Origin of the sequence: Rummeliibacillus sp. NPDC094406 (assembly GCF_044763875.1) — a bacterium.
Taxonomy (GTDB): Bacteria; Bacillota; Bacilli; order Bacillales_A; family Planococcaceae; genus Rummeliibacillus.
Genome location: NZ_JBIWGZ010000002.1, coordinates 92,635 through 117,351 on the forward strand (window position 1 = coordinate 92,635; position 24,717 = coordinate 117,351).

Annotated in this window: 23 protein-coding genes and 1 riboswitch; of the genes, 5 read left to right on the forward strand and 18 right to left on the reverse strand. The window is 34.5% G+C overall.

Annotated features, from left to right (window positions below):
- Positions 1 to 2: 2 nt before the first annotated feature.
- The 5 genes from cmk to prsW form a co-directional block, all read right to left on the reverse strand.
- A complete protein-coding gene (gene cmk, locus ACIQ4I_RS05170) occupies positions 3 to 677 on the reverse strand; it encodes a (d)CMP kinase (protein WP_403093610.1) in 675 nt (224 codons plus the stop codon).
- A gap of 251 nt (positions 678 to 928) precedes the next feature.
- Entirely contained in the window at positions 929 to 1,585 is a 657-nt protein-coding gene (locus tag ACIQ4I_RS05175; protein ID WP_403093612.1) for a flagellar brake protein, read from the reverse strand.
- 93 nt (positions 1,586 to 1,678) lie between these two features.
- The gene (locus ACIQ4I_RS05180; RefSeq protein ID WP_403093615.1) at positions 1,679 to 2,968 is read right to left on the reverse strand and encodes a PepSY1/2 domain-containing protein; all 1,290 of its coding nucleotides are present in this window, start codon (positions 2,966 to 2,968) and stop codon (positions 1,679 to 1,681) included.
- Positions 2,969 to 2,981: 13 nt separating this feature from the next.
- The gene (gene sleB, locus ACIQ4I_RS05185) at positions 2,982 to 3,752 is read right to left on the reverse strand and encodes a spore cortex-lytic enzyme (protein WP_403093618.1); all 771 of its coding nucleotides are present in this window, start codon (positions 3,750 to 3,752) and stop codon (positions 2,982 to 2,984) included.
- 89 nt (positions 3,753 to 3,841) lie between these two features.
- Positions 3,842 to 4,516, reverse strand: coding sequence for a glutamic-type intramembrane protease PrsW (prsW, locus tag ACIQ4I_RS05190; RefSeq protein WP_403093620.1), 675 nt, complete (start codon positions 4,514 to 4,516; stop codon positions 3,842 to 3,844).
- 78 nt (positions 4,517 to 4,594) lie between these two features.
- Between prsW and ACIQ4I_RS05195 the strand changes: the two genes are divergently transcribed.
- Positions 4,595 to 5,566 (forward strand): asparaginase, encoded by a 972-nt coding sequence (locus ACIQ4I_RS05195; RefSeq protein ID WP_403093622.1) that lies wholly within the window; start codon positions 4,595 to 4,597, stop codon positions 5,564 to 5,566.
- A 190-nt stretch (positions 5,567 to 5,756) separates the two neighbouring features.
- Here ACIQ4I_RS05195 and ACIQ4I_RS05200 read toward each other — a convergent pair whose 3' ends face one another.
- From ACIQ4I_RS05200 to ACIQ4I_RS05215, 4 genes are all read right to left on the reverse strand, one after another.
- On the reverse strand, positions 5,757 to 6,719 hold the full coding sequence (locus ACIQ4I_RS05200) for a YpdA family putative bacillithiol disulfide reductase (RefSeq protein WP_403093625.1): 963 nt from the start codon (positions 6,717 to 6,719) through the stop codon (positions 5,757 to 5,759).
- Between the two features lie 134 nt (positions 6,720 to 6,853).
- A complete protein-coding gene (locus tag ACIQ4I_RS05205) occupies positions 6,854 to 7,513 on the reverse strand; it encodes a LysM peptidoglycan-binding domain-containing protein (protein WP_403093627.1) in 660 nt (219 codons plus the stop codon).
- A 79-nt stretch (positions 7,514 to 7,592) separates the two neighbouring features.
- A complete protein-coding gene (locus ACIQ4I_RS05210; RefSeq protein ID WP_403093629.1) occupies positions 7,593 to 9,032 on the reverse strand; it encodes a RecQ family ATP-dependent DNA helicase in 1,440 nt (479 codons plus the stop codon).
- A gap of 1 nt (position 9,033) precedes the next feature.
- On the reverse strand, positions 9,034 to 10,071 hold the full coding sequence (locus ACIQ4I_RS05215; protein ID WP_403093632.1) for a YpbB family protein: 1,038 nt from the start codon (positions 10,069 to 10,071) through the stop codon (positions 9,034 to 9,036).
- Positions 10,072 to 10,174: 103 nt separating this feature from the next.
- Here ACIQ4I_RS05215 and ACIQ4I_RS05220 point away from each other — a divergent pair, with 103 nt between their 5' ends.
- Positions 10,175 to 10,423, forward strand: a complete 249-nt coding sequence (locus ACIQ4I_RS05220) for a ferredoxin (RefSeq protein WP_397537643.1) — start codon at positions 10,175 to 10,177, stop codon at positions 10,421 to 10,423.
- Positions 10,424 to 10,687: 264 nt separating this feature from the next.
- Positions 10,688 to 11,470, forward strand: a complete 783-nt coding sequence (locus tag ACIQ4I_RS05225) for an enoyl-ACP reductase FabI (RefSeq protein ID WP_403093635.1) — start codon at positions 10,688 to 10,690, stop codon at positions 11,468 to 11,470.
- Between the two features lie 70 nt (positions 11,471 to 11,540).
- Here ACIQ4I_RS05225 and ACIQ4I_RS05230 read toward each other — a convergent pair whose 3' ends face one another.
- Both ACIQ4I_RS05230 and ACIQ4I_RS05235 read right to left on the reverse strand, forming a co-directional pair.
- On the reverse strand, positions 11,541 to 12,551 hold the full coding sequence (locus ACIQ4I_RS05230; RefSeq protein WP_403093638.1) for an NAD(P)H-dependent flavin oxidoreductase: 1,011 nt from the start codon (positions 12,549 to 12,551) through the stop codon (positions 11,541 to 11,543).
- Positions 12,552 to 13,013: 462 nt separating this feature from the next.
- Complete coding sequence (locus ACIQ4I_RS05235) at positions 13,014 to 14,225, reverse strand: C40 family peptidase (RefSeq protein WP_403093641.1); 1,212 nt, start codon at positions 14,223 to 14,225, stop codon at positions 13,014 to 13,016.
- A 263-nt stretch (positions 14,226 to 14,488) separates the two neighbouring features.
- Between ACIQ4I_RS05235 and ACIQ4I_RS05240 the strand changes: the two genes are divergently transcribed.
- Both ACIQ4I_RS05240 and ACIQ4I_RS05245 read left to right on the forward strand, forming a co-directional pair.
- Positions 14,489 to 15,067, forward strand: a complete 579-nt coding sequence (locus ACIQ4I_RS05240; protein WP_403093644.1) for a metallophosphoesterase family protein — start codon at positions 14,489 to 14,491, stop codon at positions 15,065 to 15,067.
- Between the two features lie 109 nt (positions 15,068 to 15,176).
- On the forward strand, positions 15,177 to 16,058 hold the full coding sequence (locus tag ACIQ4I_RS05245; protein WP_403093646.1) for a LysR family transcriptional regulator: 882 nt from the start codon (positions 15,177 to 15,179) through the stop codon (positions 16,056 to 16,058).
- Between the two features lie 89 nt (positions 16,059 to 16,147).
- Here the strand turns inward: ACIQ4I_RS05245 and ACIQ4I_RS05250 are convergent, their stop codons facing one another.
- The 7 genes from ACIQ4I_RS05250 to resB all read right to left on the reverse strand — a co-directional run bounded on the left by ACIQ4I_RS05250 (position 16,148) and on the right by resB (position 24,706).
- Positions 16,148 to 16,444 (reverse strand): hypothetical protein, encoded by a 297-nt coding sequence (locus ACIQ4I_RS05250; RefSeq protein ID WP_403093649.1) that lies wholly within the window; start codon positions 16,442 to 16,444, stop codon positions 16,148 to 16,150.
- A gap of 86 nt (positions 16,445 to 16,530) precedes the next feature.
- Positions 16,531 to 17,481 carry an oxygen-dependent tRNA uridine(34) hydroxylase TrhO gene (gene trhO, locus ACIQ4I_RS05255; RefSeq protein WP_403093652.1) on the reverse strand — a complete coding sequence of 317 codons (951 nt, stop codon included), beginning with the start codon at positions 17,479 to 17,481 and terminating at the stop codon, positions 16,531 to 16,533.
- 665 nt (positions 17,482 to 18,146) lie between these two features.
- The gene (locus tag ACIQ4I_RS05260; RefSeq protein ID WP_403093654.1) at positions 18,147 to 18,731 is read right to left on the reverse strand and encodes an ECF transporter S component; all 585 of its coding nucleotides are present in this window, start codon (positions 18,729 to 18,731) and stop codon (positions 18,147 to 18,149) included.
- Positions 18,732 to 18,896: 165 nt separating this feature from the next.
- Positions 18,897 to 19,034: riboswitch (FMN riboswitch) on the reverse strand.
- A gap of 194 nt (positions 19,035 to 19,228) precedes the next feature.
- On the reverse strand, positions 19,229 to 21,028 hold the full coding sequence (locus ACIQ4I_RS05265) for an ATP-binding protein (RefSeq protein WP_403093657.1): 1,800 nt from the start codon (positions 21,026 to 21,028) through the stop codon (positions 19,229 to 19,231).
- Entirely contained in the window at positions 21,021 to 21,737 is a 717-nt protein-coding gene (locus tag ACIQ4I_RS05270; RefSeq protein WP_403093659.1) for a response regulator transcription factor, read from the reverse strand. The genes ACIQ4I_RS05265 and ACIQ4I_RS05270 overlap by 8 nt, the downstream gene beginning before the upstream one ends.
- Before the next feature lie 111 nt (positions 21,738 to 21,848).
- Entirely contained in the window at positions 21,849 to 23,036 is a 1,188-nt protein-coding gene (gene ccsB / locus ACIQ4I_RS05275; RefSeq protein WP_403093662.1) for a c-type cytochrome biogenesis protein CcsB, read from the reverse strand.
- The gene (gene resB / locus ACIQ4I_RS05280; RefSeq protein WP_403093664.1) at positions 23,033 to 24,706 is read right to left on the reverse strand and encodes a cytochrome c biogenesis protein ResB; all 1,674 of its coding nucleotides are present in this window, start codon (positions 24,704 to 24,706) and stop codon (positions 23,033 to 23,035) included. Before resB ends, ccsB begins: the two co-directional genes overlap by 4 nt.
- Between the last annotated feature and the right edge of the window lie 11 nt (positions 24,707 to 24,717).

Consider the following 24,717-nt stretch of genomic DNA (forward strand, 5'->3'; position numbering starts at 1 on the left):
ATTTATGCCATCCTTTCACTCGCTAATTTTAATATCGCATCAGCTGCTTGCGTGATTGTTAAATCAGTAGTATCTAAGAAAATAGCATCTGGGGCCTGTACAAGTGGAGATGCTTCGCGTTCACTATCTATTTTATCACGTAAAGCAATTTCTTCTTGTAATTTTTCAATTGATGAGTCAATGCCTCTTTGCTTGTTATCTTCAAAACGACGACGAGCACGTTCCGCTACTGTTGCTGACATATATACCTTTAATTCAGCGTTAGGTAATACAGCTGTAGCAATATCTCTTCCATCCATAACAACGCAACCAAGTTCTGCCATTGCACGTTGCAGTTCTACCATTATTTCACGCATTGTAGCATGGCAGGATACTCTTGAAACATTTCCAGTAACCTCATTTGAACGGATTTCTTTTGAAACATCTTGTCCATCAAGAAACACAAGTTGTCCGCGTTCTGATGGTTTTAGTTCAATAGTAGTTTTAGCTAATAAACTTGTAACACTTTCTGCATTCTCTAAATCTATATGTTCTTTCAATGCTTTTAATGTAAGAGCGCGATACATTGCACCAGTATCAATATAAGTGTAGCCAAGTTTCTCCGCTACAATTTTAGCAATAGTACTTTTACCAGCCCCTGCAGGACCATCAATTGCGATTTGAATATTCTTCTTCACGGTTTCAACCCCTTCTTTCCGTAATATTGTAACACAGAAAAGCGGAGGGTGCTCGTCCAGCATTATGAAAAGAAGTTCGGCAAAAGTTCCTCCGACAGAGGGGCGGTTTTTGCCCCGTCAGAGGAGAGTTATCTGACCCGAAAAGCTAGCACCCGTAGCTGGACAGTTAGAAAAGCGGAGGGCGCTCGTCCAGTCCACGCCTTGATTCTTAAGACATCGTCTCTAAAGAAAAAAAGCCCTCAAAATGAGGACTAAAAAGCTGTTTCTTTTTTACGAATATGCAACTGTCTTTCAAAGCAAAAGCGAATAATATTTTGCTTATCAATATCATCGGTATTTGTAAATTGGAGCGGCGCAATAATCGTGTTATCTCTTTCTATAAAACGTACTACTCGTGCCGTTGTTTGAACATACTTTATACCATCATTTGAATTAGTAAACGGCAGAACAATCGTCAATAGTAAATCATCATTCTCTTTAAAAGTTACAGGCTGATTGATAATAATCGCTAATCCTCCAGCACTAATATCTTCTGTTATAAATTGATAAAATTGATGATCAAATTCGACCGCAACATCGACTGGAGTAAGGACCCTTACAAATTCACGTCTTTGTATTTTAATAATCTCATCATCAGTAGGAAAGGAAAGCATAATCATTGGAACATTAGATTTGATTCTTCCTAATACTTGTGTTTTGAAAGCATGCGCTACTTTTGAATCATCTACAAAAGATGCTCGATATTGGCTACCTTCAAGGAGAAAAGACGTTTTATTTGTTTTTACGTTTATTGGATAGTCTATATAGATCGAATTGTTTTTTTGCTCTACAATTTTGCAACGAAAACGTTCTGACGTTTCTGAAGAAATTGATTCTAAAATAATGTTCGTACCTATTTTCAATTCCATTGCAATCTCCCTTTATGATTCTTAGGTTGTGTTTTTATTATGCCATGGAATAGCCATTTTAGCTATATAAAATCAAAATATAGGTAATGACGTTTATGAAAGTTTCTCTTTTTTTATAACTTCTCCGGTCTCGGTATCCACTAAAATTTTATAAGTATGCGGAACTTGAGATGTATCCATACGAACTGTTAATTCATAACATAGTCTTTCAGCATAATCTTTATTTTCGCTGTATGCCAAGTCTTCATTAACGACTTTCACATCCTTATTGAAAAATTCATCCCAATTTATTTTCTTCACTAACTGAGGCTTAAGTTTTTCTTTTTGAATATATTCGATTCCATTTAAACCTACTACTTCACCAGTATCTTTTGCAATTTTGACTTGTACTCCATCTGCGTAAACTTTTGCCTTTGTCTTTTCATCAATTCTTGCATAAGTTATATGCCAAACATTGCTATTTTCTCTTGCATCTGTTTCTTTAACATCTTTATAGCCTAATTCTTTTAATTGTCGATCTGCAGATTGTTTTAATTGATCTAAAGGCAGTGCTTTTTTATCAAATGGTCTTTCTACTAGATAAGACAGTAGATGTCCACCCTTTTGAGTTATATCCGCATAACCCGTTCGTTCTCCTTTATGAAAAATAATATGATAGAAAGGATAAGGTGCTCCCTTTTTACTTGGATTCACGGATAATGTGGCATTTTCAAGTTCTGGGAACATTACATAAAAACGGGCAATTGCTTCGTCTTTTGTAATTTGCTTATCATTAAGCTCTTTTAATTCTTTCTTTTTTTCATAGTCTGATTCACTTGCTGTTAAAGGAAAATCACTTTCTGTATAGGTTTTCACAGACTGTGATAACTTATTAAATCCTGATGTATCTTTTTCTGTTGTCTGTTCTTCTAACCATTGTTTATAATTATTGTCCGCTTGCAATATATGTGCAGTTGCAATTTGCCAATCAGATGTAAAATTAGTTAAATTATTCGATACTTGTTTTGCGTTATCATGCCATTTAGTAGCATTTTCTTGAGAGGTTAACGTCATTTTAGCATTATTACCTAATCTTCCTAAATAATTCATCCATTGTGTCGTAAAATCACGATCTAAAGGTAAATCTGCTATCGAATAGCGGATGTCAGAAGATAGTCTCCAGACATCTTGCAATGAATTTTGAAACGCAGTAGGATCTTTGAAAAGCAATGACTGTTGCACCGCTTGTTGTAATTCATTTAATTGTGCAGAAGCATCTGCCATCTTCCCAGTATATTGTCCATGTAATAAATACTTTAACTCTTTGTTTTCACGATTAGATGCAAAACTGAATATTAGACAAGCAACGATAGCATAACTTAATAAGAATATTGTTTTTTTCATTCTCTATCCTCCTTTAAATACAGAAAATGTGCTCACCTATTTGTGTAATTTGTTTTCTTGTCCAAATCCATTGACTAGTAGCTGTTTTTGGATTGAAATAATATAATGCATGTTGTGAAGGATCCCAACCATTCATAGCATCTATAACGGCTTCCATAGCTTGATTGTTTGGCGTTAACCAAATTTGTCCATCAGCAACAGCTGTAAAGGCTCTTGGTTGGAATATAATGCCCGATATTGTATTTGGAAAATCTGGACTATCCAGTCGATTTAAAATTACTGCTGCTACAGCTACTTGCCCTTCATATGGTTCTCCTCGAGCTTCTCCATAAACTGCATTCGCCATTAGTTTCAAGTCCTGTTCGGTAAAGTTGTTAGGCACTTGCATATTTGTTCCTGCGCCTGTTCCCGCAGAAGACTTCTGTTCTCCACCATAATAAGTGAATTTATTTCCCTTGTTAATTTGATCCATTACATAGGCTTTATCGTATTGTGAAACAGATGTTAGTTTAGTTTTCGTCGTTGCTCCTGCTACCCCATCTATTGGCAGCCCATATTGTTCTTGGAAATTCCTTAATGCCCAATAAGTTCCATAGCCGAATTTCCCATCAATTGTACCGTTGTAATAACCGATATATTGAAGCCTTGATTGTAATTCGATGACATCATCCCCAAACGCACCTCTTGAGATTATTTGATCTGAAAAAGCATCACTATTTTGCGGTACTATACTCGTCAGGAAAAAGCTAAGAATCAATACTAACGGAATTTTATAGCGTCTCATTTCATATCTCCTTTTTCCTTAGGATGGTTTTATAAGTTTTTTTTATACAAAAAAACTGAGAGTAAATTTTCACTCTCAGCTCAGACTATTTATATCTTTTTTTCTGCAAATAGCATTTGTACTAAATGTTGATGCGCTATTTTTACTTTGCGTAATGCAAACCACCATAAAAACAGCATAAAAGGAATCATTATATACGTCCATTTTCCTTCGATTGTAAAAATAAAATTATAAATAATATGCAAAATCAACGGTGCAAAAAGGGCAAGTATACGGCACTGTATCGATAAATCTTCTTTTGAAAATTTTGCTCTACCTAAATAATATCCCATAACTACACCAAATAAGGCATGACTTGAAACCGGCATTAATGCCCTCATAAATGCCGTATCGACGCCAAATGATAGCATGTATAAGATATTTTCAACAGTTGCAAATCCCAGCGAAATACTAACTCCGTAAAGGATGCCATCGTAAGGATCATCAAATTCTATATGATGATAAATAGCTATCATTAAAATAAACCATTTAAAAAATTCTTCCACCACTCCTGAAAAAAATACATCTTGAACAATTATATTAGGAAATATTTGTTCCTCTTTAATAACATATTGCAAAAACAAAATAGGAAACGTTAATATTGCACCATATAAAAATGTGTGGAACAATGTTCTTCTAGGCTCCGTCGCCATTTGATTTCTTAGATAGAAATAGCTAAAGAGAGCTAGAGCAGGAGCAATGGATACTGATAAGAGTACAAACATTTAGTAGCTCCTTTCATTCCATCTTCTTTTATTATACCATTCTATATGATTGATAAAGAAAATTAGGGAGGATTTGTTATGAAAAAAACGATTTTACTTGTGCATACTGGTGGTACTATTTCAATGCATGTCAGCAAAGAATCAGGAGCTGTTGTACCCGATTCGACAAATCCTTTAATGCAAGAAAGTAAAAAGCTAGAAAAAATTGCACATATCATAGAGCTTGAAGCATTTAATTTACCTTCACCTCATATGACACCTCAAAAAATGCTAGCATTGCGAGACTTGATCTTACAAACAATAGGCAATAATAATATTGATGGTGTTGTGATTACTCATGGTACTGACACTTTAGAGGAAACTGCTTATTTTCTAGAATTAACGACAAATTTAGAGATTCCTATTGTACTAACAGGTGCTATGCGTTCATCAAATGAGTTAGGTGCAGATGGAGTATATAATTTGGTAGAATCTGTTCGCGTGGCTTCTTCAGAAGATGCAAAAAACAAAGGGGTATTAGTTGTGATGAATGATGAACTTCATTCTTCAGTAAACGTAACAAAAACTTCCACAAGTTCAGTTGCAACATTTCAATCACCTCAATATGGACCACTTGGACTTGTCACGAAATCGATGATTCATTTTCATCAAGCACCGTTGAAAAGAGAGTATGTAGAAGTTTCAAATCTTGATAAAAAAGTAGCTTTATTTAAAGTATATGCTGGTATGGATGCTGATTTAATACGCTCAGCAATTGATTATCAATATGACGGGGTAGTCTTGGAAGGTCTTGGACAAGGAAATATTCCTCCTGCAGTCTTACCAACGATTGAAGAATTATTAAAACTTCAAATCCCCGTAGTCCTTGTATCTCGTTGTTTTAATGGTATTGCACAAGGTGTATATGGCTACGAAGGCGGAGGTAAAATGTTAGAAGATATGGGCGTCATTTTCGCAACAGGATTAAACGGACAAAAAGCACGCTTAAAATTATTAATCGGGCTCAACCAAGTTAATAAGCCGATTGATGTTAAGAAATTTTTTATCTAACACCCGATGCCAGCTACTGCGGTTACTCTTCGAAAAAAGATTGCCCCTCCCTTTCCGCCTAAATCACTATCGCTCTCTGCGAGTCTCGGCAACTGGTTCTATGGCAAATCTTATTATTTAGTATCATAAAAAAGCAAGGCCATTTCACTTTGAAATGCCTTGCTTTTTTGATATTTTTCACAAGAAAACTTTATTGTTTTGCTTGAATGTATTTAGCAATTAAATCACCATGGTATCGTCCATTTTCGATGAAGATTTCATTGGCATTATTTCCTGCTGCGATGACACCTGCAATAAACAGACCTGGTACATTTGTTTCCATTGTTTCAGGATCAAATGTTGGGCGTCCAGTTTCTTGATCTTCTGTAACCCCCATATTTTGAATAAACGAATGATCCGGATGATAGCCTGTCATAGCGAATACAAAATCGTTCTTCACAGTAATTTCTTGTCCTTCTTGGATAAGAATTACTTCATCTTCTTTAATTTCTTTAACGTTTGTATTGAACATCATATTAATTTTACCGTCTCGTGCAAGTACAGCAAAATCCGGTAATACCCAAGGTTTAATACTTTGAGAATATTCAGCCCCACGATAAACAACTGTAACACGTGCTCCTGCTTTATGAAGCGCTAGTCCTGCATCAATTGCTGAGTTTTTACCACCAATAATTAGAACATCTGTATCAAAGTAAGGATGTCCTTCTTTAAAATAGTGATTCACTTTAGCCAATTCTTCACCTGGAATATTCATATAATTGGGATGATCATAATAACCAGTTGCAATGATTACATACGGAGTTTCATAAACTTCCTTGTCTGTATTGACGATGAATTTACCATTTTGAGGGGTTACGGTTTCTACTTTTTCAAAACGATGAACTTGAATAGCTTTTCTTTTTACTACTTCACGATAATAGACAAGTGCTTGGTTACGTTTAGGTTTTTGTTGTTCTATAATAAATGGCACATCACCAATTGCTAATTTTTCACTTGAGCTAAAAAATGTTTGGTGTGTAGGGTAGTTAAAGATTGCATTAACGATATTTCCTTTTTCAATTACAATTGGGTTTAAGCCAATTTCTTGTAATGAGATAGCTGCTGCTAAGCCACAAGGGCCACCTCCGACAATAATTGCATCTTCTTGACGCATAAAAACCGTCACTCCTTATATAAATAAACAGCTCTAATTTTAAGAGATGTTGTCGAATTATCATAATTGTATATTATACGCTTACGAACAATAAAAAAACAGGCATGTGTTCTATTTCACATACCTGTTTATGCTTATAGTGCAGGAATCGCAATTGTTGAACCCGGAGGGATGCTATCTCCTGTAATGCCATTTGCTTCCTTAATAATGGCAATACCAGCATCACTACCATAGAAGTCAATTGCTATACTTTCAATTGTTTCACCTTGTTTGACATTATACAGACGTCCTTCAGCTTTCGCCTTGTTATAAATTTGTTGTTGCTTTTCCTTTGCCTGCGCTGCTTCTTTCTCAGCTTGTGCAGCTTTCTCTTGTGCTACTTTTTCTTTTGCAGCCTTCTTTTCGGCAGCTAGTTTCTCAGCCTTTTCTTTTTTTGCTTTTTCTTCAGCCGTTAATTTCTTTTCTTCGTTACTTGAAGTTTTTATAGCCTTTTTTGATAGGTTATCTTCGTTCGTTTCTATTTGAACTCCACCATGATCAATCTCCGTTTTATTGCTATTTTTTTGATTAGCAAAACAACCGAAGTATACAAGCATTGACACTGGAATTAAGATAAAAATAATAGCTAAAACCGTTAGTAATTTATTATTGCGATTTTTTTTCTGCTTTTTCTTATTCTGATTGCCATGATGCTGTCTTCTAGTCATTCTCGAAGGATTTGTCTCTTGTTCAGGCTCAATATTAATAGCTTGTCGATGTTCCTCAATTTTCTCACGATAATCTTCTTGAGACATCTATATTCCCCCATTTTGATATTACTCAACATTATTATGACGAATTACTAGTTAAATGTAAATATACGTTCAGTTGTAACTATGGAAGTATTGCATACAGTCTTTCTTCCCATTCGGGAAGTTCTTTATATTCACTTAAAGAACTTCGTTTATTAATAATTTCATCATAATTCACTCCACAATAATGACAGCAATTTGTCGGTTTTTGTTCCAACTTTTGATCAAAATACGCAACCAATCGCTCTCGCATACAATGCTCTCCTTTTACAAATGCCGCCACTTGAAAGATTTGCTCTATTTTTTGCTGTTTTAGATAATCTAATTTTTGAACTACTTCTTCTGCAGGTAACTGTTCCATCCAATAAGAAAGTACGCGATACCCCGTTTCATTTATCTGTTGTAAATCAATCATCTTTTTAGGGTTTTCTCCACGACTTACATATTCTTTAAATAGTTCAACATGAAATTCCTCCGGTAAATCTTCTGTTACTACATATTGCGTGTATTCTTCATCTCTTGGGGTATACACTAAAATCGCCAATGCAGTTTTGCCATCACGTCCAGCCCTTCCAACCTCTTGCATATAGTTAGCCATCGTAGCAGGTATATGATCGTGAAGTACTTGGCGTACATTTTCTTTATGTACACCCATACCAAAAGCAGTTGTGGCACAAATCCATTCTAATTCACCTGATAAAAACTGTTGCTGTATAAATTGACGATCTTCAGGTCCCATCCCAGCATGATATGCTGCAGCTCGAATATGATTACCCGTTAAAGCTTCTGCATAGGCTACTGTCTTTTTCCTTGATTGAGAATAAATAATTCCTGGACCTTCAGATTGCTTAATATGTTCGATAATCCATGAAAATTTTTCTTCAATCGATTGAGTTTTTACTACATCATAGTGGAGATTAGCTCTTTCCACAGAATGAATGTATTCAAATGGATTAAGCATATTTAAATATGCTTTTATATCATTAACAACCGTTTTTGTTGCTGTTGCACTTAACGCTAGTATAGGTGGTCGTTGTGATTTTGGAATCCATTCCATTATTTTTAAATAGTCTGGGCGGAAATCAAATCCCCATTGCGAAATACAATGTGCCTCGTCTACAACTATTAAAGAAAATTGGATATTTTGAAAAGTATTTTGAATCATCTGCGTTGCAAGCATTTCTGGTGATGTAAAGATGAATCGATAACTGTTAAGGTTTTGCAAAGCTAATCGCTTCTCATTACCTTGCAAAAAAGAATTCAATGCAATCACCCGTTTTTCTCCGAAGCCTTTTAGTTGTTCTACTTGGTCTTGCATGAGAGAAAGTAACGGAGAAATGATTAATACTGGACCATCTAAAATATAGCCAGGAAGTTGATAACAAAGTGATTTCCCCATTCCCGTTGGAAGAAGAGCGATAACATCTTCGCCTGCTATTACGGCTTCAATCACTTCTTTTTGGCCAGTTCGAAATGTTGTATAGCCAAAATGTTGCTGTAATAATTGCTCCAACTCTACCATTTTATTTTCCTCCCTTTGCAGCAATGACTAAACGAATTTGAAAATAAGATAATTGTGGAAGTTGTTCTCGTATTAACTTTAATCTTTTACTTCCCGTTTCATTGAGTACTTGCAATACTTTTTGAACATCCTCTTCATGTATAAATTGAACAAGAGGAAATTGTGAATTTGTCATTGCCATCTCAACAAAATGATCTTCAATGGTACTGATTTTTAAATGTCGCATATAAGAAATTTGCTCTAGTGAATATCCTTTTTCATATAGCTCTGCTGTTTTCTTAGTTGAATCTGTTAGTAAAACTTCAATTCGAATATTCTCAGTAAGCTGAAATAATAAAGGGAATTGTTCTCCATAAACTGAAAGATAATCAAGCCACGTATGTAAAAATTCAACAAACATCAATTGTACATCTAATTCTGAGCAATCAAATTCAAATGCAAGCTGCTGCCAAGTCCATCCTGTAAGCTGATATCCTGTTAGACGTAGCATCATTATTTGCTTTGATTGATCTCTTATTTCTAATTGATTCATAGAAGCTTCGATTTCATCTCTTAACCGCAAGTGAAATGTAGATTGTTTATAGGAATGACCTATTAAAAATCTTTTAACCCAAATTTGGATTTCTTCCTCTTTTTGTATGGGAATAAAACGCCAATCTTCCGCATGAATATGTGATAATGTTTGAACAATCAATGATAAGCGCTTAAAGAAGATATGTTCATTTCCTCTAAAAAACCAACCGTTAAAGTCATAACTAGATGATTTTTCTAAAATACCTTCTCCTCTTCGCGTGAGTTGAAGCATTTGTTTTTCATCATAAAAAACCCAGCCATTTTCAATTAATTGTTCAAACGCTTCATCAAAATTATTTTTCGAAAGTTTTGGGATAATACAAAAATATGGTTGCAGTCCAAATGTCCCTACATCTTGAATAGTTTGCCCTGAGCGCTTTCCACGTAATAAATAATATGCCGCTGATTCTGAACGCTGACCATTGAATTTTTGGAAAATATGTAACAATAATTGCTGTAAATACATCGATATTCCTCCGATAAAAAGTAATTTAGGTTGAAATGTGAGGAAAAGCGTTTTAGAATGAAAAAGAAGCTATTGGGATTGAAAGTAAAAGGAGAGAAGTAGAATGGCGAAATTTACCATTGTTGATAAAGATACTTGTATCGCTTGTGGCGCATGTGGGGCTGCAGCGCCAGATATTTATGACTATGACGATGAAGGCATTGCCTTCGTTATTTTAGATAATAACATGGGGACTGCTGAAGTTCCAGAAGATTTAATGGAAGACATGGAAGATGCATTTGAAGGCTGCCCAACTGACTCTATTAAAGTAGCAGATGAATCTTTCGAAGGCGATCCTCTAAAATACGAATAGTCATATTGTTAGCTAGACTAATCAAGAAGTGCATGGGTGAATGATTAATTTCCCTATGCGCTTTTTGTTTTGTAAAAATTGATTCTATTATATCTAATACCATTTTAAACAAATTTAAATCATTCCGTATTGATTTCTTGAATTAACTTTTAATGAATCAATTTAATGCTATGTCTAATGAGTAATTTCCTTATTGCAATCTCCCTCTGTATAAGGTACTATTTTAGTATCAGGTACTAATAGTAACTATTACAGGAGGCTATTATGGATAATTTATTACAATTAAAAGACAAAAATATCGTGGTAATGGGCGTTGCAAATGATCGTAGTATTGCTTGGGGTATTGCTAAAGCATTAATGACAGTTGGCGCTAACGTTATATTCACATATCGTAAAGAACGCTCTTTAATGAAATTAGAAAAACAACTTGCTAAGTATGAAGATATGCAACCACTTGTGGTGCAATGTGATGTAAATAGTGATGAAAGTATTCAACAAGCATTCCAAGAAATTGGTGAAAAAGTTGGTACAATTCATGGAATTGTTCACTCAGTTGCATTTGCACATGCAGAAGACTTAAAAAATCGTTTTATTGAAACATCTCGTGAAGGTTACGCATTTGCACAAGATACGAGTGCTTACTCATTAATTGCTGTTGCTAACGCTGCAAGACCTTATATGACAGAAGGCGGTTCAATCGTTACAATGTCTTACTTAGGTGCTGAACGAGTTCTTGAAGGTTATAATGTAATGGGTGTTGCAAAAGCAGCTCTAGAAGCTTCTGTAAGATACTTGGCTTCTGATGTTGGTGCTGATGGTATTCGTGTAAACGCCATCTCTGCAGGTGCAATTAAAACACTAGCAGCAAAAGGTGTGCCTTCTTTCAATCAGATTTTAAACAAAATGGAAGAAACTGCACCACTTAAACGTAATGTTACTAATGAAGAAGTTGCCAATATGACTGTTGTTATGCTAAGTCAATTATCTAGTGGAGTTACTGGAGAAGTGATTTATGTAGATGGCGGCTATAATATTATGGGTGTATAAGATTTCAAAACTGAAATTCATTTAAAAAGGAAAGGCAAAACGCATCATTTGCCTTTCCTTTTTTTCTATTTTATTTTGTTAAATGGTCAACAATTTCTTGTACAGACCCAGCTTCAACTAAATGTAAATTCCGTCCAGCCCACATTGCCATCAGGCTATAGATATCTAATTCCTGAGCTCTTCTACGAATACTCATAGTTAGATCATTCTGGTATGGGTAAGGAGCAATTTTATTGCCTTCCATGAAAATCATAAAATCATTTTCAATACCTCTTGCTAATTTACCTGAATATACTTTTGTTAAAGCTGTTATATCTTCTTCAGCTCTTAAAATTTGTTGTTTATGGATTTCAGGTGCTCCGCTTTCTTCACTTACCAGAAATGCTGTCCCAACCTGAACAGCCTCCGCACCTGCTTCTAATGCTGCTTGAATTTGGTCTTTCGTAGCAATCCCCCCTGCTGCAATCACAGGAATGGTTACTTTCCCTCTTACGCCTTCAAGTAAATCATGTAAAGAAACTAATTCTTCCGGGTCAATAAACGAACCACGATGACCACCTGCTTCTTCTCCCTGCATTACAACTGCATCTAAACCATGTTCTTGCACTAATATCGCTTCCCCAACAGTTGTCGCAGTTCCGATTGTATAGATTCCATGTTGTTGAAGTTTTTTTACTATAGCATCAGTAGGCAATCCAAAAGTGAATGAGCATACTTTTACATTTTCTTCAATTATGACATCTATTTGAGCATCAATATCAGATGTTGATAGAAGAGCACCTTCATCTGGAATCATTAATTTTTTTCGATAGGGTTTTAACACATTATAGGCTTCTTCTAGTTCTTCTTTTGTAGTATCCACTTCGTTTGGTACAAATAAATTTACAGCAAAAGGTTTTGTTGTTGCTTCTTTTACTTTTTTTATAAATGCTCTCGTAACTTCAGCGCTTAAATATCCTGCACCTATTGAACCTAATATCCCTGCATTTGCACTTTCTATAACCATTTCGGGAGTTGTAACGCCAGCCATTGGCGCTTGTATAATAGGATACTTCATTTTTAATTTTTTCAATAATGACATCTATTTTCCTCCTCTAATAACATTCATAAGTTATAATCACTTCTATTGATCATGTATAAGTTGCATTTATTCAACACTTTACCTTAATTAGGGAACAATCCAAACATCTTATATTACATTGTATTTTCCTATTTTCAAATTTCTATATTGTACAAAATATCCATTATTAGTTTAGCAATAACAACTGAGTTATGTCTATTTTGTGAACCATCATAAAATAACATTTTTTTGCATATGCCTTCCCAGGCTTGTCTTCAATCTCCTAAGCCACTACGTTCCTTCAAGCTTTTTCCGTAGTACTCTGCAGTGAATTAACAGAGCTTAAACACCATTCGTTTAAAGAAGAATGGAATGTTCATTGAAGTTACGTTTACAAAAAACTACTTCTCATTTTATATAATGATGCAAAAAGAAAAAGCCTTCGAAGAGAAGGCTTTTTACTATTAATATAAAGAAAGATTACTAGTTTACACCAGAAATTCGACCGTAGCCAACTAGGTATTTATTCCACCAGTCTAGTGATTCCACAACAACACCATTATTTTGTGCATCAAGCATTCTTCCGCCACCTAGGTAGATCCCAACATGCGCTACACCGGAGCCATAACTAAAGAACACTAAATCTCCAGCTTTTGCTTCACTTGCACTTACTTTTTGTGTTGCCAAATATTGTTGTGCTGCTGTACGAGGAAGTGATACACCAGCTTGTTTAAATGACCATTGAGTTAAACCAGAGCAGTCAAAGCCAGTTGATGGATTACTTCCTCCCCAAACATATGCGCGTCCTAGGTATTTGCTTGCTTCGGCAATTGCGCTTTTTGCAGAGCCTGATCCTGAAACACTAGGTGCTTGTTGATCACTATCCGTTACTTTAGCACCACTTGTACCATTACCAGCATTACCAGTATTACCTACACTATCAGTATGGATCGAATTACTAGTTTTACTTACAGAAGCTTTTTCCAACTTTTTGGCTTCTATAAACTGTTTTTCTTGTAAAGCTTTCAGACGTTTTGCTTCTGCTTCTCGTTTTTTACGTTCTTTTTCAAGCTTTTCTTGTTGTTTTTTTGTAGCAATTTGCTCTTTTAATTTTAAAGATTTTGCTTTATTTTCGACTTTTTTGGTTTCCAAACGATTTTCTTCATCTTGCATTTCTTGGAATTGTTTTTGTAGTTTTGCTTGTTTTTCTTGTAATGCTTGTTTTTCATCTGCTAATTTTGCTTTGTCTGCTTTGTCTTCATTTCTTAAATCTTGGTCTGCATCTAAAACGGTTTTAACAGCAATAACTCGACTTATTCCATCTGAAAAACTATCCGCACCTAAAACAGCTTCAAGATATGGATCTAATGTATTATCTTGACCTTGGTATGCTTTTAAACGATCATTAATGATTACTGAACGTTCTTTAATTTTCTTTTCAGTTTCGTTAATTTCTTTATTTGTTTTGTCAATTTCATTTACGGTTTTTTCATATTCTTGTTGCTTTTTGTCGAGCTGTTTTTGCAATTTTTTAATTTCTTTATTTAGTTTTTCTATCTTATTATCAATTTCAGCTTTTTTTTGGATCATCTGTGCTGATGTTTTAGCATCTACTTGTATTGGTTCAGCAGTATACATAAAGCCACAAGTTAGTGCTAGAGTAACAATTGCTGAACGACTCCATTTTGAACTCATTTTCAATCTAATTCAACTCATTTCTATTAATTTTTTCTATGTACGGTTTCTATATTCTATTTTATAATAGCATGAATCATATATTTGTATAGTCTTTTTCTCCTGTTTTAACAGAAGCGTAATTGCTGTTACATTTTTGTCATAATGTGTTATTATTATTTTTTGTTCTACATAATACTACATTTTCCTTCAGCCAAAATCTTTTCGAACAGTTTATTTTTGTGATAAACTCTTACATATATTTGGATGAAAGGACTGTTCTTATGCAATATGCACTACTCGGCGATCTCCATTCCAGCGTATCGGATACAAAAGCTGTACTAGCCGATATTAATGCAAATGCTGAAAATGCTGCAATAATTGGACTCGGCGATTTATATGAATGCAAAATTGGGAAAAAGAGAGCAAAAGAAATTGTTGGTATTACTTTAGATGAAGCAGCCGAACTTTCTGATGAATTCACGCGATTATTGCAATTTCCATCTGTTAGAGGAAACCAGGAAGAAAGAATTATGAATGTAACAGGTTTAGATACTTTTTTGACCTTACCAGAATCACTAGAAATTGAAGGTGCAGAAATTATTCATGGCCACCAATTTAAGTGGTCATCCGATTGGAAACCATTTTTAGAACAAATTGAAGCACCTATCGTTTTCTTCGGGCATAGTCACGATGCGGCGCTTTATAGAAAAGGGCATAAAAAGGAATTTCAATATGGACAACCAATTCATTTAAAGAAGAAAAAATATGGAGTCAATGTTGGTTCTGTCATTGAAAACCGCGAATGGTGTTTGTATGATTCAGATGAAAGAACAGTTACATTTATGAAAGTACAGTCATAAGCACTGGGGATCATCCCACAGTGTTTTTTTATTGACTTAAAGAAGTTTGTTCTTTATGATTGGAACCAAAATGATGCAAAAATGGCATGATTGAAGGAGAGAATTATTAATGGAATGGCAACAGCTAGAATACTTTCAAGTACTAGCGAGAATTCAACATATGACAAAAGCCGCTGAGCAATTGTCAATTTCCCAACCAGCACTTAGCCGCTCAATTGCACGTTTAGAAGACGAGTTAGGTGTCCCTCTATTCGAGAGACAAGGACGCTCTATTATTTTAAATCGTTATGGAGAAATATTCGTGAAACGTGTTCATAACATAATGCGTGAATATCAAGATGGTCTGCATGAAATCCAAGAGATTGTAGACCCAAACCACGGCGAAGTTTCTCTTGGCTTTTTACATACACTCGGAACAAATGTCGTACCAGATTTAATCATGCAATTTAGAAAACAACACCATGATATTCATTTTACTTTGAAGCAAAACCATACCCATCTTCAGCTTAAGCAACTGCAATCAGGCGAACTCGACTTATGCTTAATCGCTGAAATGGAAACAGAAAAGCCGATTCAATGGACAGAACTTTGGCGTGAAGAATTATTTGCTATCGTACCCATTTGGCATCCTTTAGCTACACATCGAACAATTACAATGAAAGAATTAGCAAATGAATCATTTATATTATTAAAAAAAGGGTATGCGTTAAGAGTTCAATTAGATGGCTTATTCAAAAAAGCACACTTTGCCCCAAAGATTACCTTCGAAGGAGATGAGGTAGCAACGGTTGCTGGTTTTGTAGCCGCCGGACTAGGCGTTTCTATTTTACCAGATGGCGAAGAACTCAATCCAAAAAGGATTGCCAAAATACACATAAGCGACTTAAAACTTGAGCGTGTAATCGGTATGGCTTGGTCTGAAGGTCGATTCCTCTCTCCAGCGACTAAGCAATTCCAACAATTCATTCTTGATTATTTCAAAGATAGTTAAAGAAAATCCTCTTCCAGCAAATTTCCGGAAGAGGATTTGTTCTATTTTATAGAAAATATTGTAACATCTTTATCAAACTTTATATTGGACTACTCAATGAAAATAGTCACCTGATTACCATCAAAATTAGATAACCATTCAATACAATCAAATTCTTCGATATCGAAGTCATTTGTAAATTTATCTCCACCATAACCATCTTTACCTTCAAAATAAAAAATTCCAGCAATTCCATTTACCTTTTTTTCAACATTAGGCAATTTAAAAGTTACTAACACTTGCTTTCCGTCATAAGGATTGAGTTTTTTTGCTAGTGGTTCATCATCTAAGAATAATAGGCTCGGGCCCTTCATTAATTGAAGGTGTAATTTACCTTGTATAATCATACTCTCTATCCCTTCTCAACCAGCTCATAAATAGTCATTAGAAAAGCGAACTAAGTCCCATTGCTTAGCTCGCCCTACTAATTACATTAGTCGATTGTTTCACCAATAGCTGCTAATCGATCTTTTACTTCTTTTTCAGATAAGTGATTGCGAGCAATATATCGATTACGTGGGTGCACTCTACATTCATGTGTACAACCACCTAAATATTTTTGTTCATTTTCCTCAGTACATAGGATTTGCTTATTACATTCCGGGTTTGCACAGTTAATATAACGTTCACATGGTTCCCCGTCAAAATGGTCATGGCCCACAATAACATGTTCAACCTGGTTAACGGGTACAGCGATTCGTTCATCAAAGACATAACATTGGCCGTCCCATAATTGTCCTTTTGCCACTTCATCTTTTCCGTATGTGACAATGCCACCATGGAGTTGGTTAACATTTTCGAATCCTTCTCGCTTCATCCAACCTGAGAATTTTTCACAACGGATACCCCCAGTACAATATGTTAGAATTTGTTTCCCTTCAAATTGTTCTTTGTTTTCGTGTATCCACTCTGGTAGTTCACGAAATGTTTGAATATCTGGTCTAATCGCTCCTCTAAAATGACCTAAATCATATTCATACGTATTTCGTGCATCGATAATAACTGTATTGTCTTCTTTCATTTTTTGATAAAATTCAGCAGGTTCTAAGTAAGTACCCGTCAATTCATGTGGATTTATATCTTCTTCTAATTCAAAGTTAACTAATTCTTTTTTAGGGCGTACATGCATTTTCTTGAAAGCATGACCTTCTACCTCGTCTATTTTAAAAACAATTCCTTCAAATAAAGGATCTACCTTCATATATTCCATATAACTATTCGTTTGCTCCACCGTACCTGAAATTGTTCCATTTATACCTTCAGATGCTATTAAAATACGACCTTTTAATTCTAATGATTTACAATAAGCTAAATGCTCTGTTGCAAATCTTTCGGGATCATCAATTTTTGTGTAAAAATAATAAAGTAAAACTCTATAATTCATATTTATCCACCTATCCTATAATATTTGCAAGATATTTGAGATAGACTCTAATTTCAGTTACTAAAATCGAAAATTATCATTGCAGATTTTATGCTTCAATACATAAAATATCTAACAAATTATATATGTAATCATAGTAATTTGCAAAAATCTTGCCTAGTAAATGAGGAAACAGTTCACATTCAAAAAATGGCTTTGATTAATAATGCTGTTGATATTTCATCAGTTGCGTTACAGGAGATCACTTTCCCGCAGGATTCAGCGCCTTTCATTCAATTAAAATGCTATAAAATCAACAATATCTTTTAACAAAGCCTAAAAAATAAATTCTTTGAATATAACATTAAACCATCCAAGGTAACTTATTTTATTTTTCGGAATTATTCTTTCCCGGGAAATAAATAAAAAATGTTTGATATAAAACACGAACATATATGAGCCTTATTATATGCCATATCTAGTAGAACATTGTCTTTGAAGCAGAAAATGGGGAGGCCTCGGAAATGCAATCGTATTTTTATACTAGAAAAACATTTATAACATTGACTTACTCATATATTTTAATAATCTACTGACAATCTTTTTGAAGAAATACATCCTAAAGGCTGGCAAGAACACTAATCAAAAAGGCTATCCTTAAAGGATAGCCTTTTAATCTAAATATTTTATTCATTTATAAATTGTTTACGTTGTTTCACAATCCATTTTTTTAAACTTGAGAATAGTAATAGCATAATTGCAGTAATTATAATTCCTTTTATTATATTGAAAGGTAAAATACCTGTAACAATTGAATTTCTAAGAGCTATACCTGTTTCAGTTGGTACATTTAAGAAATAATTATACATTGGCATAAAAAGGTAATAATTCAATACACTCATACCAACTGCCATTGTTAATGTACCAATAACTAGACCTGTTGTTAAACCTTTTGCACTTGATAAACGTTTATATATGAAGTATACAGGCATGATAAATAGAATACCTGTTGTAAAGTTTGCAATTTGTCCTACTGGAACACCTGTCGGACTACCTACATAGAACCAGTTTAATATGTTTTTAATAAATTCAACAACGATTCCTGCTACTGGACCCATCGTAATTGCAGCCATAATAGCTGGTACATCACTAAAATCGACTTCTAAAAAGCTGGGAAATGGAGGTAATGGGAAATTAAAAATCATTAATACAAATGATATACTACTTAACATCCCGATTGAGACCATCTTTTGTAATTTTGTGTTTTTCATTGTTTTCTCTCCTTTTGCCGATTCACTTCAAAAAGAGGAAAGGTCCGGAACCTATAATATGCAAAAAAACCCTCAAGCTTTAACAGCTTAAGGGAGAATTAGGCATAGTCAAATAAGCGTCCATCAGTACTATAAATAAAATATATAGTAAATAGACGACCGTACCTTCACCTTCTCCCATCCAGACTATACTGTCGGCCTTGGAATCTCACCAAGTCCTGCCTTACGGCTCGCGGGCTTAAGAGTAACGCATTAATCTCTAATACCGCCGATCGGGAATTTCACCCTGCCCCGAAGATGAATCAATATGATTTTTTTATACAATGTAACTATATAAAAAAAATAGCGCTTTGTAAAGGTTTTATACTTATTTTCTATAGAAAAATTTGGTATTTCTATAAATATAGAACACTTTTAAATTAAGTATAGATGAATTGAATACAAAGAGGATGCCAAAAAATCTTATAAAAGATTATTTGACATCCTACATCCCAACTTTAGACTTTTGATTTTTCTTGTTGTATTTCAAGGGGTAAATAAAAAATAAAGTTTGTCCCCTTATCTACTTCACTTTCAACTTTAATACGCCCTTTATGTGCCTCCACAATATTCTTGGCTATAGCAAGTCCCAAACCAGTACCACCTTTACCTCTTGTTCTTGCTTTATCTGCCTTATAGAAACGTTCAAATACATACTCTAAGTCTTCTTTTGGAATTCCTGCACCGTTATCTTTTACTTGAATTCGCGCATAAGTAACTTGTTGATCCACAATTACTTGTACACTTCCATTTTGCCCAGTATGACGAATAGCATTATCTATCAAGTTCGTTAATACTTGTTCAATTCGATCTTCATCTATACTAATTCGTATTGATTCATCGAAAGTAGATGAATAGGTCAACTCAATATTTTTTTCCTTTGCAGCCTGAACAAATTTTTGGGTAATTCGTTCAAATACAGGTGTGATAGGTACTAAATCTTTATATAAAGTGATATTACCAGATTCCATACGAGCAAGATCTAGTAAATCGGTTACAAGTCGTCCCATACGTTGAGACTCGTCATAAATAATACGTATCATTTCATTACGTTCATCTTCACTTGATACAACATCATCTATAATGGCTTCACTATAACCTTGTAACATTGCTATAGGGGTTCGTAATTCATGTGATACATTAGCGATAAAATCTGATCGAAGCTTGTCTAAGCGATGTTCTTCCGTTTTATCTCGTAATACGGCAACGGCTCCCCGTACAGAATCTCCGCTATAAAGTGGACTAATTGAAATCAAGAAATACGTGCCATCCAACTCAAGTTCTTCCCGTAATTCTTCTTCCAAGTCAATCACATGCTCTAACATATGAAAAATTTCTCGAGGAATTGGACGTTCACTATCAGAGCCTTTATTGATAAACCATTTTTGTAATAATAACTCTGCTGGTGGATTACTTAATATGACTGTACGATCACTGTTGAATGTTATCACAGCATCTGTCATAGATGTCAGAATGCTTGAAAGTTGTTCTTTTTCTTGATTTATAACTTCCATATGATGCTTTAATTGACGCCCCATTTGGTTAAATGCAGTGCCTAATTGACCAATTTCATCATTTTGTAATACAGGAACTTTTTTATCGAAGTTTCCTTTTGCTAACTCGAAAGCAGCCTCTCGCATTTTACGTAATGGAGATGTGATTCGAGTTGATAAAAAGAAAGCAAAGAAAGTTGTTAGTATAAACGCAATCGCTGCAGCTAAAAAGACAATTTTTGTTGTCTCATTTGTTGTACGATGTATTGCATCAGGACTTTGATAAATAAAAACAACACCATGATTCATTTTATGAGCATTTAATGGAAAGGCCATAACTATATAGGATTCTACATGATCCTTTTCAGTTGATGATGGTAGCATCATTTCTTTGACTACCGGTTTATTTGAAGTAAAAACTTGATTAAATGATTTTTCACCAATAATTTTATCCTTAATCTTATCTTGGTTTAGACCTTCTTGAAGTGAAAATGCTAATTTACCTGTTTTATCAACGATTACTGCATTAGTTTCATCACTCAAAATATCGCTGATAATCGATTTTGTGGATGCTATTGACTCATGATCATCTACAATCCTTGCAATTGTAGTCGCTTCTTGGCGAAGTAATGCCTCGGATTGTTGGGCATGGTATTTAGATAGAAATTCTAACATTAATACTGTAAAAACAAATAATACAAATGAAACGAGAAGCAAAATGGTTACCCATAGCTTCCCGACAACACTGTTCCATATTCTAGTCATTGACTACCTCAAATTTATAACCAACGCCCCATACTGTTACAATCATTTTTGCCGCATTTTCAGATACACGATTTAGTTTTTCTCGTAAACGTTTTACATGCGTATCAACAGTCCTTAAATCTCCGAAGAAGTCATAATGCCACACTTCTTTTAATAATTGCTCGCGATCAAATACTTTATCAGGTGCCTTTGCTAAGAAATATAGTAATTCATATTCTTTTGGTGTTAAATTTACTTCTACTCCATCAGCAGAAACACGATGTGCATCATGATCAATAGTTAAATGTGGGAATACCACTAAGTCTTTAGAAGATGATGAAACGGAAATCGGCGAAAATGCAGCAGAACGACGTAAAATAGCTTTCACGCGTAATACTACTTCTCTTGGGCTAAATGGTTTTACAATATAATCATCAGCGCCACTTTCAAATCCCTGTACTCTATTTGCCTCTTCACCCTTAGCAGTTAGTAATATAATAGGCGTTGTTTTTTGGTTACGAATCTCTTCACAAGCTTCTAAACCATCTTTCTCTGGCATCATGATATCTAGAAGAATACAATGATAATCATTAACCAGAGCCTTTTCTACTGCTTGTTCACCATTTTCTGCTTCTTCTACTTCATAGCCTTCTCGTTCTAAATACATTTTTAATAAACGACGAATACGATCTTCGTCATCTACCACTAAAATCGAAATTTGTTCAGTCACAATTATGCCTCCCAGTATTCTATATATTTATTGTACAATCAGTAATAAAAAATGAAAAGAAAAGAAAAGCCTTTCCCTCATATCAAGGAAAAGACTTTTATTCGTAATTCGTTATCCTGCATATGAGTGTAAACCTGCGATGATTAAGTTAACTGCTACAAGGTTGAACATAATAATGACAAAGCCAATTACAGCAAGCCATGCAGATTTTTCACCTTGCCAACCTTTTGATAAACGTAAGTGAAGAAAAGCTGCGTAAAATAACCAAGTAATTAAAGCCCATACTTCTTTTGGATCCCAGCCCCAGAATCGTGACCAAGCTTCTTGTGCCCAAATCATAGCAAAAATTAATGCCCCTAATGTGAATACTGGGAAACCAATTAATACTGAACGATAACCAATTTCGTCTAATAATTGTGCATTTGCTCGTTTTGCAAGTGGTTGTACCATACGTGAAATTGGTTTACGTAAGATTAATCGAATTAAACCATATAATATAGTACCAAAAATAATAGACCAAACTACAGTTGTTAATTTTTTTGCATTAACAACAGCAGGTACTTCTGCTAATGGTTCCATTTTACCTGGAGATTTTAGTTCATACTTGTGCATACCAAATAATGCTGGGTTGTTATAGGTGATTTCTTGTTGTGCACCGTTTTTATCAACATATGTAAAATCTGCTTTATATCCCATTAAGTTGAACGTTGATGAAACGATTACAAAACCAATAACTAAGACTGCTGCATACATTACTACTTCTAACCAAATACTACTTTTTGTACGCTTAGTTGTATCAACTTTTTTCAACAAATAAATTAAACCCGCAACTGCACTTATTGCTAAAATTGACTCACCAATCGCTGCAGTTATAACGTGGATATATAACCAATAACTTTTAAGCGCAGGAATTAATGGACTAACTTCACGTGGGAACATACTTGCATAAGCAATGATTAAAATAGCAATCGGCAATGCAAATAGCCCCAGAGCAGGTACTTTATAAATAAAGTAAATTAAGATAAATGCGCCGACAACAAACATACCAAATGCTGTTGTAAACTCGAACATATTACTTACTGGTGCATGTCCAGCATAAATCCAACGCGTAACGAAATAACCTAGATTAGCGATAAATCCAATGATCGTAATTGTAATCGCGATTTTACCCCATTTTTTATTGGATACAGATGCATCTTGTTGTGCACCTTTAACTGCTCCTCCAAAAAATAGCGTAGCAACTAAATACGCGATAAATGCGAAAAATAGTAAAGAGCTACTAATATCAATTAAACTCATAAAGTATAGTCACCTTCCTTTTCTTTCTCTTGATCTTCTTGATTATCCTGATCCTGTTGGTCAACCCAAACGGGTAGGTGAGCAAATTCAGTTACTATGTCTAAATCTTTTTTCATACTAAACCAGTTTTTGTTTGTATGTGCAGCCAATAAAAGGCGCCCATCTTTTGTTTTTTGAAGCCATAAACGACGATGACTCCAATAAGATCCCATAACTACACCTATCATAAAGATTATACCGCCAAGTGCCAGAACAGGAAGTGTCTTATCTTTCCGGATAGTTAACCCAGATACATTACGTGTTTCAACATTTGCGAATTTCATTTTATATTTTGTTGTACCAAGTGGTTCTAAAGTTTGTCTGATTGCAACGAAACTCGTTTCACCTTTTGGCGTTTCAGGTGTATACATTTTGAAGATAAATGCTGGATTGTTTGGTATTGGTGAATCAGATTGTGGCTCACCATTATCAAATCCAGAGAATGTTGGATAATAACCTTTTAGTTCTACCTTTGTTTTATTACCTAAATCATATACTTTTTTAGGATTTGCTAAATCTATATTCACTTCGCCTAGAGATTTCCCTGTTTTTTTATTGATTAAGTTAAAATTCATTGCTTTGAGCTCATTTAACCGGAAATCCATTTGGTAAAGTGCATAGCCATCATATTTCAGTGGGTCATTTACTTTAATTGAGTATTTTTCTAATTTTTTTAAATCTTTTGTATCTCCTGCAACACTTACGTCTTTTGCTTTGTATAAAACAACATCAGTTTGATAATTTTTCGCTACAGAGTTGACTGCAGCTTTGGATTGATTGAATTCTTTTTTTTGCTCATTTTTTTTGTATGTCTCGAAGGTGAATTTATTACTATGTAGGTAATAACCTTCCATACCTGGGATCGATTCAGTTTCACCTTCACGAATCCATAATGATTCATCGATATAAAAACCAGGCATCAAGCGCAACATAACACCGAAGAGGAATATGATTAATCCTATATGATTGATATATGGACCAGAACGAGCAAAGCGGCCTTTTTCTGCAAGAAGGACTCCATCTTCTCTGCGAACTTTGTATTTTAGTTCTTTCATTTTCTTTTCAGCTAAATTTAATGATTCATCTGCTTGTTCTGAAGTCATCTCTTGTTGACCAAAAATCCGTTGACGTTTCATGAAACTTTCATGACGTTTTACACGTTGGTTTTTTAACGATTTATAAAGTGGAATGCCACGGTCTATGCTTGCAACAATAATTGAAATAGCTAGTAATCCGATTAATGTTTGGAACCACCATGAACTATAAATATCGGTTAACCCTAAGTTATAATAGATTTTACCAAAGGTTCCATAGTTGTCGATGTATGCTTGTTTTACATCTTCACCTTGCATTACATTTACATAAACAACCTGAGGTAAAAATGTACCAATAGCTGCTGCTACCAAGGTGATTACAATTAACGAGACACCAATTTTAACACTTGAGAAGAAGTTCCAAATTTTATCGATAATTGTTTTGTTATACGTTTTCGAACGAATCGCTCTTCCTTCATATCGCATATCAACGATCTTTTGATTTTTTTCTTCTTCTGTAAGAGGTCGTCCACATTTTTCACATAGATGCGTTCCTTCGGGATTAACATGACCACATTCGCAAGTTATATTTTTCATCCTTTAGAACT